General features: G+C 42.7%; 13 protein-coding genes. 5 read left to right on the top strand and 8 right to left on the bottom strand.

Translation table 11 applies throughout. The features are described 5' to 3' along the window. Positions 1-57: 57 nt before the first annotated feature. Positions 58-1,335 carry a diaminobutyrate--2-oxoglutarate transaminase gene (gene ectB / locus FWE23_04870; protein MCL2844769.1) on the bottom strand — a complete coding sequence of 426 codons (1,278 nt, stop codon included), beginning with the start codon at positions 1,333-1,335 and terminating at the stop codon, positions 58-60. A gap of 120 nt (positions 1,336-1,455) precedes the next feature. Next, a complete protein-coding gene (locus FWE23_04865) occupies positions 1,456-2,559 on the bottom strand; it encodes a polysaccharide deacetylase family protein (protein MCL2844768.1) in 1,104 nt (367 codons plus the stop codon). A 347-nt stretch (positions 2,560-2,906) separates the two neighbouring features. Here FWE23_04865 and FWE23_04860 point away from each other — a divergent pair, with 347 nt between their 5' ends. From FWE23_04860 to FWE23_04845, 4 genes are read left to right on the top strand one after another with little or no spacing between them, the layout of a single operon-like run. Then, positions 2,907-3,137 (top strand): helix-turn-helix transcriptional regulator, encoded by a 231-nt coding sequence (locus FWE23_04860; GenBank protein ID MCL2844767.1) that lies wholly within the window; start codon positions 2,907-2,909, stop codon positions 3,135-3,137. Then, positions 3,127-4,230 (top strand): type II toxin-antitoxin system HipA family toxin, encoded by a 1,104-nt coding sequence (locus FWE23_04855; protein ID MCL2844766.1) that lies wholly within the window; start codon positions 3,127-3,129, stop codon positions 4,228-4,230. Before FWE23_04860 ends, FWE23_04855 begins: the two co-directional genes overlap by 11 nt. A gap of 37 nt (positions 4,231-4,267) precedes the next feature. Then, a complete protein-coding gene (gene dxr, locus FWE23_04850; protein MCL2844765.1) occupies positions 4,268-5,407 on the top strand; it encodes a 1-deoxy-D-xylulose-5-phosphate reductoisomerase in 1,140 nt (379 codons plus the stop codon). Next, positions 5,404-5,958, top strand: a complete 555-nt coding sequence (locus FWE23_04845; GenBank protein ID MCL2844764.1) for a manganese efflux pump MntP family protein — start codon at positions 5,404-5,406, stop codon at positions 5,956-5,958. The genes dxr and FWE23_04845 overlap by 4 nt, the downstream gene beginning before the upstream one ends. Here the strand turns inward: FWE23_04845 and hydE are convergent. After that, complete coding sequence (gene hydE / locus FWE23_04840; GenBank protein ID MCL2844763.1) at positions 5,955-6,986, bottom strand: [FeFe] hydrogenase H-cluster radical SAM maturase HydE; 1,032 nt, start codon at positions 6,984-6,986, stop codon at positions 5,955-5,957. The two genes, FWE23_04845 and hydE, sit on opposite strands and share 4 nt — an antisense overlap. Before the next feature lie 107 nt (positions 6,987-7,093). On the opposite strand from hydE, the gene FWE23_04835 reads away from it, so the two are divergent. Next, complete coding sequence (locus FWE23_04835) at positions 7,094-7,528, top strand: rhodanese-like domain-containing protein (GenBank protein MCL2844762.1); 435 nt, start codon at positions 7,094-7,096, stop codon at positions 7,526-7,528. Between the two features lie 46 nt (positions 7,529-7,574). Here FWE23_04835 and FWE23_04830 read toward each other — a convergent pair whose 3' ends face one another. The 5 genes from FWE23_04830 to FWE23_04810 form a co-directional block, all read right to left on the bottom strand. After that, on the bottom strand, positions 7,575-9,392 hold the full coding sequence (locus FWE23_04830) for a peptidylprolyl isomerase (protein MCL2844761.1): 1,818 nt from the start codon (positions 9,390-9,392) through the stop codon (positions 7,575-7,577). A gap of 48 nt (positions 9,393-9,440) precedes the next feature. After that, complete coding sequence (locus FWE23_04825; protein MCL2844760.1) at positions 9,441-11,306, bottom strand: S41 family peptidase; 1,866 nt, start codon at positions 11,304-11,306, stop codon at positions 9,441-9,443. Between the two features lie 15 nt (positions 11,307-11,321). After that, positions 11,322-11,945, bottom strand: coding sequence for a dTMP kinase (tmk, locus tag FWE23_04820; GenBank protein ID MCL2844759.1), 624 nt, complete (start codon positions 11,943-11,945; stop codon positions 11,322-11,324). A 65-nt stretch (positions 11,946-12,010) separates the two neighbouring features. After that, positions 12,011-12,418 carry a hypothetical protein gene (locus tag FWE23_04815; protein ID MCL2844758.1) on the bottom strand — a complete coding sequence of 136 codons (408 nt, stop codon included), beginning with the start codon at positions 12,416-12,418 and terminating at the stop codon, positions 12,011-12,013. After that, positions 12,415-14,997: an LptF/LptG family permease gene (locus FWE23_04810; GenBank protein ID MCL2844757.1), complete on the bottom strand. Its 2,583-nt coding sequence runs from the start codon at positions 14,995-14,997 to the stop codon at positions 12,415-12,417. Before FWE23_04810 ends, FWE23_04815 begins: the two co-directional genes overlap by 4 nt. Between the last annotated feature and the right edge of the window lie 5 nt (positions 14,998-15,002).

Here is a 15,002-nt window from a genome sequence, read left to right as displayed (position 1 = left end):
CGCCCAATAACCGTTATCGTGAAAAACAGGGCGTATGCAATACGCCCCTACATTAAATCAAATTTTTGCAATTATCTTTTGACAAGCCGCTTTCAGAATTTCCATTCCTTTGCGCAAAACTTCTTCTTCTATGGTGAGCGGCGGCATTACTTTTACAACGCAGTCGCATTTTCCTGCGCGCTCCAAAACAAGCCCGTTCGCAAAGCATTCTTTAACAATAGCTCCTGTTGCCGCATTGATGTCGCATTCTACGTTTTCAAAGCAAACACCTTGAATTAAGCCGATACCTTTGTGGCGAAGTCCTGTTTTCATCGGTAAAATTTCTGTTTTTATGAAATCTTCGACAATTTTTGCCTTTTTGTTGGTTTCTCCGTCAAAATCGAAACTTTCGCGATAATCAATAGCCGCCGCCGCCGCAACAAATGCAACTTGGTTTCCGCGGAATGTACCGTTATGCTCACCCGGTTTGAATATGTCGCACTCCGACTTAATAAGCGTAAGCGCCATAGGAAACCCGTAGCCGCCGATTGACTTTGACATCGTAATAATATCGGGGGAAATTCCCGCTCTTTCAAAGGCGAAGAATGTTCCCGTTCTTCCGCAACCCGTCTGGACTTCATCCAAAATAAGCAAAATGTCGTGTTTTTTACAAAGGACTTCCAAATCTTTGAGCCATTGAACAGGCGCAACATTTAAGCCGCCCTCGCCTTGAACCGCTTCGAGAATGATTGCCGCGGGTTTATCTATCCCCGAATGGTCTTCGCTCAAAATGCCGTCCATATATTCGATAGAGTTTATTTTGCTCAAATAACCCGTTTCGGACGGGAAAGGCATAAAAGTAGTTCCGTAAAGAGGAATGCTTGCACCTGCGCGCATAGTAGCGTCGCTCGTTGCCGAAAGCGCGCCCAAAGTTTGTCCGTGAAACGCTCCCATAAACGCAAAAATGTTCGTCCGTCTTTTTACTTTGCGGGCAAGTTTCAGCGCCGCTTCGTTTGCGTTTGTTCCTGTTGGTCCGGGGAACATTACTTTATAATCCATTTTTCTCGGTTTTAATATTTTTTCCTGAAATTTTTGCAAAAATTCCGCTTTTGCGACAGTGTGCATATCCAAAGCGTGCGAAATATTGTCATCGGCGATATAGTCTATAACCTTTTGTTTTATAGACGGATTGGAATGTCCGTAGTTTAATGCACCCGCTCCCGCGAAGAAGTCAATATATTCCTTGCCCGATTCTCCATACAAAAAAGCATTTTTGCCCTTTGTGAAAACATCGGTAAAACTGCGACAATACGACCTGACCGTCGATTCGTATTGCTCAAAGATTTGTGCAGACATAAGCCAAGCTACCCTTTCAATGAGAATGTTTTAAATTTAACAAAAAAAGCAGGGGGAAAATACATTATGCGAATAAGGTTTGCAGTGAATTTTGCAAATATATTGAATTTTCTTGTAAAATCAAGTTCGGCGATAGTTTTCGGGTTTAAATTTATCGGCTGAAACAGGGTTAAGCATCCAGCGAATTACCATATCGCCCGACACAAAAAACACGCCGTCGATTTTGCTTGCCTGCTCCACAAAATCAATAAAAGAGCGACGTTTTTCGGCGGGATCGGTAATGTTTGGATATAAATCGCCGCGTTCTTCGTAATAAAACTGCGAATGAACGCCTAAGGTCAGAGGCGCACGGTTGCCCGACAAGCATTTTCTCAGAGTGTTCATATATGCGCGGGTGGTTTGTTCGGCGTTTAACTCGGCTTCGTTCCACAAATTGTAATCGAGCCCTGTTATATGTTTCCAATCGTAATCTAATTCTTTGCGCTTAAAGACTTCTTCGACAAAAGCGTAATCTTGCGGGTCTATATAGACTTTGTGTGCGGGCAACTCCCAAATTCCTTTGTGCTCGCGGACGGGATTGTCTTTTCCCCATTCGTTAAAATCTTCGTTGTTGTCGGGCGCTACGTTTCCGTTTTTATCGGCTGGACCGTCTAAGGTGTATGGAAAATTATTGCCGTCTTTGTCGTCCATTGCGTTTATTGAGCAGTCGTATAAAAATTCTGCGCCGTTTTTTAGCATTACGTTTTTCATTGCGACAAAAGTGTTGTCCGAATATGTCAAATACGGCGTGCGAAATCCAAAATGATGCTTTGCGGGAATTCCTGCCGCAACAAGTGCATTTTGCGCGTTTTCTATTGTTTTTGTGATGGTATTGACATCTTCCTTTGTTTTTCTGTCGTAAGTAAGGCAATAAAGGTGGTCTTCGGTGTGATTGCTAACTTCGTGTCCTGCTTTATATGCGGCTGATGCGGCGGCTGACAAGTCAGGTTTTTCCGACCACATTGCAACTTTTTGTCCTGTGTTTACATAAAAAGACATATAGCGTTTGCTTCCGTCTGCGTTTGTTCCGCCGTCCATAACGCTTTGTATCCACGAAATCGCAACAGGGTCGGTATTGTCATCGCTTCCAACAACAATAAACAACGGCGGATTTTCTACAGGCGAAATTTTAGAAGCCAAACACGAAGTGATTGCAGGTATTTTGTTTTCTGTTTTGCAAGACATAATCCACCCCCTAAAAATCTTGTAATTTGCAGTTTTTCAATGACCTTATATACAAAAATATATTATTGCGTACTATCAGTGCGACAAAAAGCGGCAAAAAAATGCTTTTTTCTAATAAAAAAATTCGCTTTCACCAAAAACAAGCAAATCATTTGTTTCTATATTACATTAATATTATTAACTTATCTTGAACCTAAATTTTATTTTCCAGCCTTGGTATTATTAAGCAAAATATGATACGGGAGAATTATACTATCCCCTTGACAAAAACAATGCGCAGATAATATATTAACACAAAAGCCCCAAAAAAGGAGGAAATCGTTAATATATTAACAATAAAAACCAAAATGGCGAATCGCGTTAAAGCAAGGCGCAAGGAACAAAATATATCACAGCAAAAACTGGCTGAAATCTCGCGCGTGTCTCTTGGGTCAATAAGAAGATTTGAGAGAAGCGGAGAAATATCGCTTGATTCGCTTTTGAAAATTGCCATTGTTCTTTCTTGCGAAAAGGATTTTGACGAAGTTTTCGCAAAAAAGACATACCTTTCGCTTGACGAGGTGATAAATGAACAATAAGGTAATTTTGGTAAATTGTTTCGGCAAAAATGTCGGGCGGCTCGCAATGACTAAAAATTATTGTTGCGCCTTTGAATACAGCGACGAATGGCTTGCAAGCGGTTTCTCGATTTCACCGTTTTCGCTTCCGCTTGTCAAAAAAGTGTTTATTGCAGACAGAGAGCCGTTCAGGGGAAATTTTGGCGTTTTTGAAGATAGCTTGCCAGATGGCTGGGGGCGTTTACTTATTGACAGAATGCTGAAAAAACAGGGTTTGCAGCCATCAGGCATAAGCATTCTCGACCGTTTGGCAATTGTCGGAAAAAATGGCGCCGGCGCTTTGGAATACGAGCCGTCGGAGGGTTTTGGAGATGAAGATTTATCTGCCCCTCTTGACGATTTGGCGAAAGAATGTGAAAAAATTTTAGCAAACGACAATTACGAATCGGAACAACTGGAAACGCTTGTAAAAAAAGGCGGAAGTTCGGGCGGAGCGCGTCCGAAAGTGCTTGTGAAAATCGACGACGAGGACTGGATAATCAAATTTCGTTCTTCATACGACCCGCAAGACATCGGCGAGCTGGAATATCAGTATTCCATTGCGGCAAAAGCGGCAAAAATCGAAATGAGCGACTGCCGTCTTTTTGAAGGTAAATATTTCGGCACAAAGCGTTTTGACAGAGAAAACGGACAAAAAATTCAAATGCTTTCGGCAGGCGGACTGATGGAGGCAAGCCACAGATACCCGACGCTCGACTACAACGACTTGCTTTCGGCAACTTTGGAACTTACAAGGAACTTCGGTGAAGTAGAAAAAATGTTTCGATTGATGTGTTTTAACGTTGTGGCAAAAAATCTTGACGACCACGCAAAAAATTTCTCATTTCTTTACAAAAATTCAAAATGGCGAGTGGCGCCTGCTTATGATTTAACGCTCAGCAACGGAATAAACGGCGAACGTATGACAACGGTAAACGGCAAAGGAAAAGAGCCAAGTTTAATTGATATTTTGGGAGTTGCAAAGAAAAATGGGATTGCCGAAACGAAAGCAAGAGAAATTTGCGATGAAGTACGTGAAGCGGTGGATAAATTGCTTGAAGGTTGCGGCAGATAGTATTTTACTAAAGAAACATTAACAAAAAGCGAGAACTATGCAAAAAATACTACTTCTCGGAGCCAGCGGCTCTATCGGACAATCCGCAATAAACTGCGTAAAACGATACCCCGACGAGTTCGAGCTTGTTGGGATTTCCTTTAACAGCAGGGCGGAATTGGGGAGCGAGTGCCTAAAGACCTTTAATACCGTAAAATGTGCCGCAATAACAAGCGAAAACGCCGCAAAAAATTTCCCGAAAAACGATTTTAACAAAGTAAAGTTTTTCGACGGCGCAGACGGTCTTGTGGAAATGGTAAAAAACGCCGAATACGACGTTTTACTTAACGCAATCGTTGGTTGTGCGGGCTTTGCTCCGACTGCGGCGGCGCTCACTCGCGGCAAAAAAGTCGCCCTTGCCAACAAAGAAAGCTTGGTAGTCGGGGGAGAGGTAATCGATAATTTGCTCGCGAAATACGGCGGCAGTATTGTTCCGATTGACAGCGAACATTCGGCTATTTTGCAGTGTATTCACGGCGAAAACCGCAAGGAGCTTGAGAGCATAACAATAACGGCAAGCGGCGGACCTTTCAGAGAATTACCACTATCCGAATTTGAAAAAATCACTCCCGAAAAAGCGCTGAAACATCCGACTTGGGCGATGGGCGCAAAAATAACAATCGACTCCGCAACGCTTATGAACAAAGGCTTTGAGGTGATAGAGGCGTATCATCTGTATAAAATCGGCTACGACAAAATCGATGTCGTCGTTCATCCTCAGTCGATAATTCACTCGCTTGCTACTTTTACGGACGGCGCAGTTCTTGCTCAATGCGGCTATCCCGATATGGAATTGCCAATTCAATACGCGCTTACCTATCCAAAACGCCTTTTTATGAGTCCAACTCCGCGCCTGAATTTGGCAAAAATCGGAAATTTAACGTTTTTTGAGCCAGATTTAGACAAATTTCCCTGCCTGAGAATGTGTTTTGAAGCAGGCAAAGCGGGCGGCACGCTTCCTTGTGTTTTGAACGCGGCAAACGAGGTCGCGGTAGCAAAATTTCTGCGCAACGAAATAAAATTTACCCAAATTGCCGAGATTGTAGAAAAATCCTTGAACAGACACAATAGGCAAACGAGCGAAAGCGTGGAGCAGATATTAGAAATCGATAAAGCGGTGCGCAGAGAGTTAATGTGAGCTATTCCGAAATTATTTTAATCGCTATCGGCTTATCGATGGATGCTTTTGCGGTGTCGATTTGCTTGGGTTTGTCGGTAAAAAAACCGAAAATAAAAGAGTTTTTGCTTGCAGGAATATATTTTGGCTTATTTCAGGCGATTATGCCTATAATCGGATATTTTGCAGGTACTCTTTTTGCTGAAAAAATACAGAGTTTCGACCACTGGATAGCATTCGCACTTCTTGGAGTTATCGGCGCCAAAATGATAAAAGAGGGATTTGCAAAAGAAGAGTGTTGTAGTAAAAACAATTTTTTGTTTGCCAATATGCTGGTTTTGGCTGTTGCTACAAGCATAGATGCAATGGCGGTCGGGATAACCTTTGCTTTCTTTACAATAAACATTTTCACCGCAGTCGCAATAATCGGTTTAACAACATTCGTTATATCAATGATAGGAGTAAAAGTCGGAAATATTTTCGGAACAAAATTCAGGTCGAAAGCGGAAATCTTCGGCGGTGCAGTTCTTATCGCGCTCGGGCTTAAAATTTTGTTAGAGGGCTTGCTTTAAGCGAATTCTCTCCAATCACCTCTCGCTGTAATTATCTCGTAGCCAATCTTTTTTACTTGTTCGTGCATTGCGGCGACGCTTTCGGCGGCTTCGGTATTTGTGGCGATTTTGTTGTCGTAAGGCAGGTATTTTTTGCGAACGTCAAGAGGGGATAGGTTTGGCATAACGATATTTGCGCCAGCCATTATTCCGAGTTCCCTGCCGCGACTGTCAAGTGTTGCCAATGCTGTTGTTGCAGGTAAAAGCAAATTGGGTTGCATAAGACGTAAAATCGCTAAAATGTTCAGCGTTAAGCGCAAATCTCCCGATTTTTCGTTTTTGAACGGAGTGTCGTGATGTGCAAGAAACGGACCAACTCCAACCATTTGGGGGCTTAAATCTTTAATAAACATCAAATCTTCAACAATATTTTGCAATGTTTGTCCGGGAGAACCGACCATAAAGCCGCAACCTACCTGATAACCGATTTTTTTAAGTTCAAACAGGCATTTTTTTCGATATTCGGCAGACATATTTTCAGGATGCAGTAATTCGTAATGTTCGCTGTTTGCTGTTTCGTGGCGCAGTAAATATCTGTTCGCTCCTGCGTCGTATAGGGCTTTGAAGCTATCGAAACTGCGCTCGCCCGTAGATAAAGTTATGGCGCAATCCGAATATTTCGCTCTTATTGCGCAGACAATATCAACAAGTATTTCGTCCGTAAAATGCGGGTCTTCTCCACCTTGTAAGACGAAAGTGCGAAATCCGAGTGCGTATCCTTTTTCACAGCATTCGAGTATTTCTGCTTTTGAAAGCCGATACCTTTCAATGTTTTTATTTTTTACGCGCAATCCACAGTAAAAACAGTTGCATTTGCAGTAATTTGTAAATTCAATCAATCCGCGAATGTAAATTTTATTGCCGAATATTTTTTTTGTTGCTTCTCTTGCGCGTTCAAAAAGATATTCTTCGTTGCAAAGCAAAATTTTTTCAAATTCGTCAGCGGAAAGGGTTTGTTGTTTTTCGAGTTTATCTGTAAGTTCTCTCATTTTTACTCCTTTTTATGTTTCAAATGCCACTAAAATACTATTTTGTTCGCGTCAATATATTATTTTATGTATTTGTAATATATAAAACTAAACATTAAGGAGTATGAATGAAAGCAAATAACTACTCACTGTTGAACAACAGAGTAATAACCATAGCGATAATCTTGCTTGGTCTTGTCGTCTTATTCGGACACGGTACAAGTCGTGCTTCAGGGCAAAACGAAACAGTTGTCGAGCGTAGAATATCAGCATCTGAGGCTAAGCGAATTATGACCGACAGCGCAAATGTCATAATATTGGACGTTCGCACAGAACAGGAATTCAGACAAAGTCGTATAAAAAATTCCGTCAATTTTCCTGTGAACGAAATAAAAGAAAATGCGTCAATAGTTATTCCCGACAAAAATGCTCTGATTTTGGTATATTGCCGTAGCGGAGGCAGAAGCCGCACCGCCGCTAACACACTAATTTCTATTGGTTATACCAACGTTTATGATTTCGGCGGAATTCAATCTTGGGGATACGGGACGGTCAGGGAATGAAAAAATAAAGGGTGCTTTCGCACCCTAAATAAAACTAAACTCTGAATTAATAATAAAACTCTCGCACGTTTTCTATGACGCCGATTTGTCTTTTCATTGCTTCAAACCATTGTTGATACGCAATTCTTGCCGCCTCGCTTCGCAGTTGATTGCGGATTACGGCGATTTCGGGAGCGTCGGCAGGCATTGCTCTTACTGCATCGCGCTCGCTTACTCTTATTATAAACGCACCGTTATCGCAAATTATTGGTGAAGAAATTGTATTTATCGGTAGTCTGAATGCCGCGGCAAGTGTTCTGTTATCTCTGCCCACGCTTGGGACAAACTGCCTTCTTGTTATTGATTGCGCCGAGCCTGCGGTGAGTATGTCGTTTGTTTCGGCGAATTCTTCAAATGACATTTCGCCTATTCTGCCTGCGACTTCTGCAAGGTAGCTTCTTGAGTTTTGTACGCGAAGCGAATCCGACACAATATCCCTTATTCTTGCTCTTACGTGTTCAAACGGCATCGTTCCTGCGGGTATTCTTGCTTGTAATTGCACTACAAAAAACGCGTCTTCTGTTTCAAACAACTCGCCGACATCGCCTGCTCTTGTGTCTCTGTCAAAAACAAAATGACCCAAACCCGAAAGATTACCTATGCCCGACGGCGTTTCGCCTCTGCCGAACGGAAGTGTTGTGCCGAGTGCAAGTGAAAGTCGCATTGCCGCGTCTGCAAAATTCTCGCCGCTTTCCGCTGAATTAAGCAGGCTTGAAGCAAGCGCTTCTATGCTGTCAAGTGTTTCTGCGCCAGCCATAATATTTTTTAGAATATGTCTTGCTTTTACTTCAGTAATTTGTCCGTCTTCTCTTCTGATGCTGTCCACCATTACAATATGATAACCGAATTGCGTTCTGAACGGTTGCGAAATATCGCCCTCAGGGGTCGAAAATGCGACGTTTTCAAATTCGCCTACCATTCTGCCTCTGCCGAACCAACCGAGCTCCCCGCCGTTTCTAGCACTACCGACATCATCGCTTTCTGCTGCCGCTTCGTCTGCAAAAGTTGCGTATTGCGCCAAAATGCTCGCTCTTATATCTCTGAGTTCTCGTCTAATCATTTCTTCGTCTCTCGATGTCGGAGTTTTGGGAAATCTTACAAAGTTCAATATGACTACTTCTTCAGTGGCAAAGTCAGCAATGTTGGCATTGTAATGCGCAAGAAGCGCATTGTCATTCAACGCGTCCGCAGACAAATCAATCGCGAAAGGATGTAAGTGCAAAAATTCAAAGCTGACACGCTCTCTCTGCGCTCTGTATTCGTATTCTAATTCCGAAAACGACGGGTTGTTTGCACTTTCGATAATGGCGTTTAACTTGCTTATCGGAACAAGAACATTTCGCACGTATTGTTCAATCTGTACCATTGCGGGGTTATCCCAACTTGCAGGATTATTTATGAATGCCAAATACGTTTCCATATCGAAACGTCCGTTTGTCTGAAAAAATTCGCTCTGTGCAAATTCGGGCAGAGGGTTATTCAGCAAATAAAGATAAACTTCTTCGTCGGTCGCGGTTAATCCTAATCTTTGCACAATAAGGCTCGTAATAGTCTCATTTACGAAAGACTCCCAAACCTGCATCGGAAGTTGTCCTTCGTCGTCCATTCGTTGCCCTTGCATACGGCGCGCGTGCCTTTCTCTCTCTAAAATTTGCGAAAATTCACGTATCCCTACGTAATCTCTGCCGATTTTTCCGACGGTTTGTCCTCTTCGTCCGGGAACATTTTCAAGTCCCATACCCCATTCAAGAAATATGGTCAGCATAAATCCGACAAGCGCCACTATCATTATTATCGGCGTCCATTTTCTCATCCAAGTAAGCATAAATTCAAACTCCTTTTATCTTTTGTTTTTAGTTGCAATGTCCGTTTCTTAGCGCCTTGACCTTCTTTGGTCTCTCGTGTTCTCAATTCCCAAAAGCGCGTTATATTTATTTCGGTCGCTCAAAATTCTGAGCGCCGCTTCTAATTGTTCGTCGTGTGTAAGGCGTTGCCGTTGAACAAAGCTGTTATCCTGTCCGAAAGCTCGCACCAAAAACGCATTTCGCAAGTGGCGAGAAATTATCTTCGTTTCTGCTTTCAATCGTGCGTTCCTGTTTGTTTCCATCATTTTATCAAGTTCGGCGATTATTGCAACCAATCTTACTGAATCCGCACCGCTGAATGTAATTCTGTGCTGAGCAAGAGAGGCGCTGTCTATAGTTGTGTCTTGCACAAGTCCCAAATAAGCCTTGAAATCACGATATTTTCTGTCGGCTAAAGTGCCGTAATCTTGTTGCATAGAATCGAGGAAATTGAAAAAACTCGTGATAATTGCGGGCGTTATTACGAAATTAGTATCGACGGGAGTGTTGTTGTTCTCCAAAACAGGATAGTAAAAATTAGCAAATCTGAAGAACATATCGTTCGCAAAAATTCGCTGTACTATATAAGGAAGAGGTGTTGCTCGCACAATAGTGTCGGGAATTATTCCGCCGCCGCCAAATACTCTGCGTCCGTTATGGGTAAAGAAAACCTCTTGCGCAGTATCTTTTGCCTCTTCTTTGGCGACCGCCGCAGTTGCTCTCGCTTCTTCGTCAAGCAATTTATCAGCTTCGTTCATCGAAGGGTCGTCGTATTCTTCTTCCTCTTCGCCTGTGTTTCGTCTATTGTTTTCAGGGCGATTTATACATCTGCCCGACGGCGTGTAATAGAAAGCGGTAGTCATTTTCATGTGTCGGATTTCGTCAATCGGAAAAACGCTCTGGACTGAGCCTTTTCCAAAAGTGGTATCGCCTAAAATAAGTCCTCTGTCCCAATCCTGAACTGCGCCCGCAACAATTTCTGAAGCCGAAGCCGAGCCGCGGTTAACTAAAATTACAAGCGGCATATCGAGCGGCACGTGCGGGTCTCTGCGCGTAAAGAACTGCTGTTCTCTTACGCCCGCGCGCCCTTGTGTGAAAACTACCAATCTTCCCCTCTCGAGGAAAAGCTCCGAAATTTCGCCCGCCTGATTAAGAAGTCCGCCCGGATTTGAGCGCAAGTCAAAGATTAACGAACGCATTCCGAGCGCGCGCAAAGAATCAATATTTCGCGCGACCTCGGTTGCCGCTGTCTGCGAGAATGAATTAAGGCGAATGTAGCCTACGCTGTCATTTAGAAGCCCTGCAAAAGGCACAGAGCGAATGTTTATAATTTCGCGCGTAATTGTAATCTCGTTTTGCTCCTGTCCCTCGCGCTGAATTGTGAGAGTAACGTTTGTTCCCGGAGTTCCTCGCATAAGAGAAGCCGCTCTGTCAGAACCCATTCCGCGCGTCGATGTTCCGTCAATTCGCAAAATCCTGTCGCCAGAACGAAGCCCCGCTCTCTCGGCAGGCGTTCCTTCATAAGGGCTCATTATGGTCAAAACGTTGTTGCGGATTGAAATAAGCATTCCGAGCCCGCCGTATCTTCCTTCTGTGTGAAGGCGCAGATTTTCGTAGTCCCTTTGGTCAAAAAACGTAGTATGCGGGTCAAGAACGCCAAGCGCTCCGTCAATCGCCCGCCGCATAAGGAGGGAGTCATTTATCTCTTCGACATACCCGAAACGCACTCTTTGCATAACTCTTTCGAACACGCTGATCCACTCATAAAACGGCTCGTTCGCAGATACATTTCTCGATTTAGCGACAACCGTGTCAAAAAATCCGCCTGCGACCACGGCGACAACAATAATAATCGCCGCCATACCCGAATATAAGTTCTTTTTTTTCTTTTTCATTTAATTCCCTTTCACTTATGGGGAGTAAAATACTTTTTGCGATTGAAGTTTTGCGATAATTTTTTCATAAATCTCATTTTCATCGAGCGTCCCGTCAATTACAAGAAATCGCGTCGGCTCGTTTTCGGCTAATTTCAAGAAGCGATTTCGCACGTTTTCAAAGAAAATTTTGTCGTTTTGCTCCAATCTGTCCGTTGCTTTTCCTCGCAATTTTCTTCTTTCAAGCGACGCTTCAACCGAAATATCGAGTAAAATTGTTAAATCGGGCGAAATTTCGTCTGTTGCAAAGAAATTTATATATTTCATTTTTTCAATGTCAAGCCCTCTTCCTGCGCCTTGATATGCAAAAGTGCTGTCCGCAAATCTGTCGCAAATTACCCATTTACCACTGTCGAGCGCAGGTTTTATCACTTGTCTTACGTGTTCCGCTCGCGCCGCAAAATATAAAAACAATTCGCCGACAGCGCCCAAATCACTTTTTACGTCTAAAATTAAATTGCGTATAGTTTCACTGATTTCACAGCCGCCCGGCTCTCTTGTTAAGACAAATTCAACGCCTTTTTCTTTGAGAAAATTCGCTAAATTGCTGATTTGCGTACTTTTTCCCGCGCCGTCAATGCCTTCAAAGGTGATAAACATATTCGCTTTGTCCTTTCTTGCAATTTCATCGTCCTGTAAATTTATATGAAATACTCCAAGTTTTTCTAATCCTTAACACAAAGTCGCATTATTGTTGTAAAATCTTTGTGGGTTATGGGAAATTTTATTATTTCGCGAATTCCTGCCGCTTTCATAGAAAAATCGTTTATGGTTGATATTTCTTCTTTGGTATATACGATTACGGGAATATCTCTCGAATGTCTTGCCGCTAATTTCGGCATAAAGGCAAGGATTGCAGTGTTGTCGTTTGTACTTTTTATGAAAACTACGCTCGGCTCAAAATGTCCTATTTTTTCCATACCGTCAAACTCGTTAAGCGCGGTTATTACATTGTATTTCTGGTAAAGATAAATTTCCAAAAGGTCAGTTAAATCAAAACTGTCGCCGATTATTACGACGTTTTTTTTAGTTTTGTCGATTTTAATTTTTTGTAAATCCGCTTTCATTTTCATCTTGACGCCCTCGTATAAAGAAAAAATCCTAAAATTGTAAAAATCACAGTAGCGCTCCACGCCGCCACTAATGGATTTATTGACTCGTTTCTTCCAAGCACAATCAAATATTGTGCAATTCCCCAATAAATAAATACAAATCCAAGCCCTGCTCCAAAATGCACTGCTCCGCCTCTTTTGGTTGAGCGCGCAGTAACCGCAATCCCGATAAGCACCGCAATTACGTTCATAAGCGGCAGAGAAAACTTAAAATTACTATCTGCCAAATACCTTTGGGTTCTTTCGCCTCTAAGTCGTGCATTTTCTATTCTGTTCTGCAATTCCGACCAACTCATCTGCTCTACTCGTCTAATGGTTTTCATCATATCTGAGGGGGCTTGGATAAGGTCGTAAAGTGTTGTCTGCGATAGTATATTTAACGATTTAGTGCCGTCTTCGTGTATAATTCGCTCTTGTCCGACAGGCATAATCCATTGTTTTGTATCGTGATAAAACTCTATTTTGTCGGCGGTGATTACGCTTGACAATCTGTTGTTTTTAAAGGCGTAGCGCACAACTGTTTCGCCTTTTGCGGGAGATGTGCCTATTCTGCGGAAGAAATACGCGGTGTTATCGTTGGAAAAGAAATAAAAGTCTCTTCTGGATTCTATAACTTCCGTAGGGACAGGGCGACCGTGTCTGCGAGCGGAAAAAATTTCGCGGTAAAGTTCTATTCTTTCGTTTGCTTCGGTTAAGAATGTCTCGTTAAACCAAAAGTTGCCGACCGCAAGAAAAAGTCCCAAGAATATCAGCGGAAAAGTGATTTTTACTATGCTGACACCGCCCGCTTTTATCGCCGTAAGTTCGCTTGTTTTAGCAAAAGAACCAATGGAAAGCATAACCGACAAAAGCATAGAGATAGGGATAAGCATAGACAAAAACGTGATAATGAAATGTTTGTAGTATTCCACTATTTCGTCGGGTTTTGCGCCGTTAAAAATGTGGATATTGCCGACAAAGTCAATTACTGCCGTAATAACGAAAATTCCGACGGTGGTGATGATAAAATAAGAGAAAAATCGACCTATGAGGTATGCGGGAATTATAGGTAATAATATTCCTAAAACCTTTCGAGGCAAGTCTGCCAAAAAGGCAAATATGTTTTTTACAAGTTTCCAGATAAGCGGCAGACGAATTAAATTTGCAAATTTTTTAAAAGGCGATAAAATAATTCGTAATACGGACAAAATGCTGAAATTACTTTCGTAGCCCGACACTTTTCGCAAAAGCCAAATTGCCACAAGCGCCAAAATTACGTTTCCGCCCCACATTGCGACGGCGGCAGGCAAAATACCTCGATTTGCGTAATGTTCGCCGCTCATCAGAGACACCCAATTAAAAACGAAAAAGACCAAACTATAACTTACGCTTATAGCGGCGCTTCCGTTTTTGGCTATAAGTCCCAGCGGAATGCCTAAAATGGCAAAAATTATTGCGCCGATTGCAATCGCGTATTTTTTATGGACTTCGACCATAAGCCGATTTATTTCGAGACGATATTCGCTTGTTCTTTGAGTTCGCGCGGCGGCAAAATTTATCTCGCCCGATAACGCGTCATTTACGCCTCGCGAGCCAATCCGATTGCTTACGTGCTGATACCACAGCGAAAAATCTTCAATAAAAAGGGCGGCGGAAGTGTCTTCGACGGCGGTTTCTATTCGGCTTGCCATTTCCGTCAAACGTTTTTTGAAGCGGTCTTCTTCGACTGATATTCGCTCCTTTAGCCTGTCTCTTTCGGTAAAGAGCTCGTCATTTGTCATCTCTCTTCTGCCGCGATTATGCAGGTCGCTTCGGGTAAATTCGCTGTCTATGTTTTCAACAAAAATCACTTGTTTTGCGAAGTCAATTCTGAAGAAATTAGCATCGTCTCTGCCTGACGCGCTCATAGCCAAATTGTCGCTTATTGTCTGCCCCGAAAAAAGCGTCAGTTCCAAAAATTGCTCGTTTTGGGTAAGGTAAAGAGTGCCGCTGTCGGCGACGGTTACCACGGGAAATTGATTGTTTTGAGTTGTAAAAATAGTAATTCCGTATAAATTTCCCGTTCCCGTAGTGACAGAATCCACCCTTATGGCATAACCCGGGAAATCCCTTATAAGCACACCCGGCTCTATTAGTGCGGCAGGTTTTTTTCGCATAACGTCCGACATCAGGCGCGCCGCGTGGTGATTTACGTTAGGCATAATATTGGCGTTAAAAAACATTAAGAGTATGGCGATTACCGCACTGAAACTTATAACGGGCGGCAACATATCGAACAAGCTCATTCCCGACGATTTCATTGCAGTGTATTCGTTATCCGACGATAATTTTCCGAAAACCATAAGCGACGAAATCAGAAGAGCCATAGGAAGAGCGAGCGAAATTATGCTTGCCATATTCAAAACCAAAAGCTCGGCGACTATCTCAAAAGAAACGCCTCTGTATAAAACTCGCGGCAAAATTTGTGCGGTGAGTTGCATAAAAAATATCATAGAAATAACAGCGACCGAATATACAAACGGGCGTATAAATTCGCGAACTATGTATCTGTAAAATATCATTTATC

Source organism: Chitinivibrionia bacterium (assembly GCA_009779925.1).
In the GTDB taxonomy this organism is placed as follows: domain Bacteria; phylum Fibrobacterota; class Chitinivibrionia; order Chitinivibrionales; family Chitinivibrionaceae; genus WRFX01.
The sequence above is the reverse complement of the archived record's forward strand: the minus strand, read 5'-3'. Positions and strand labels throughout refer to the sequence as shown.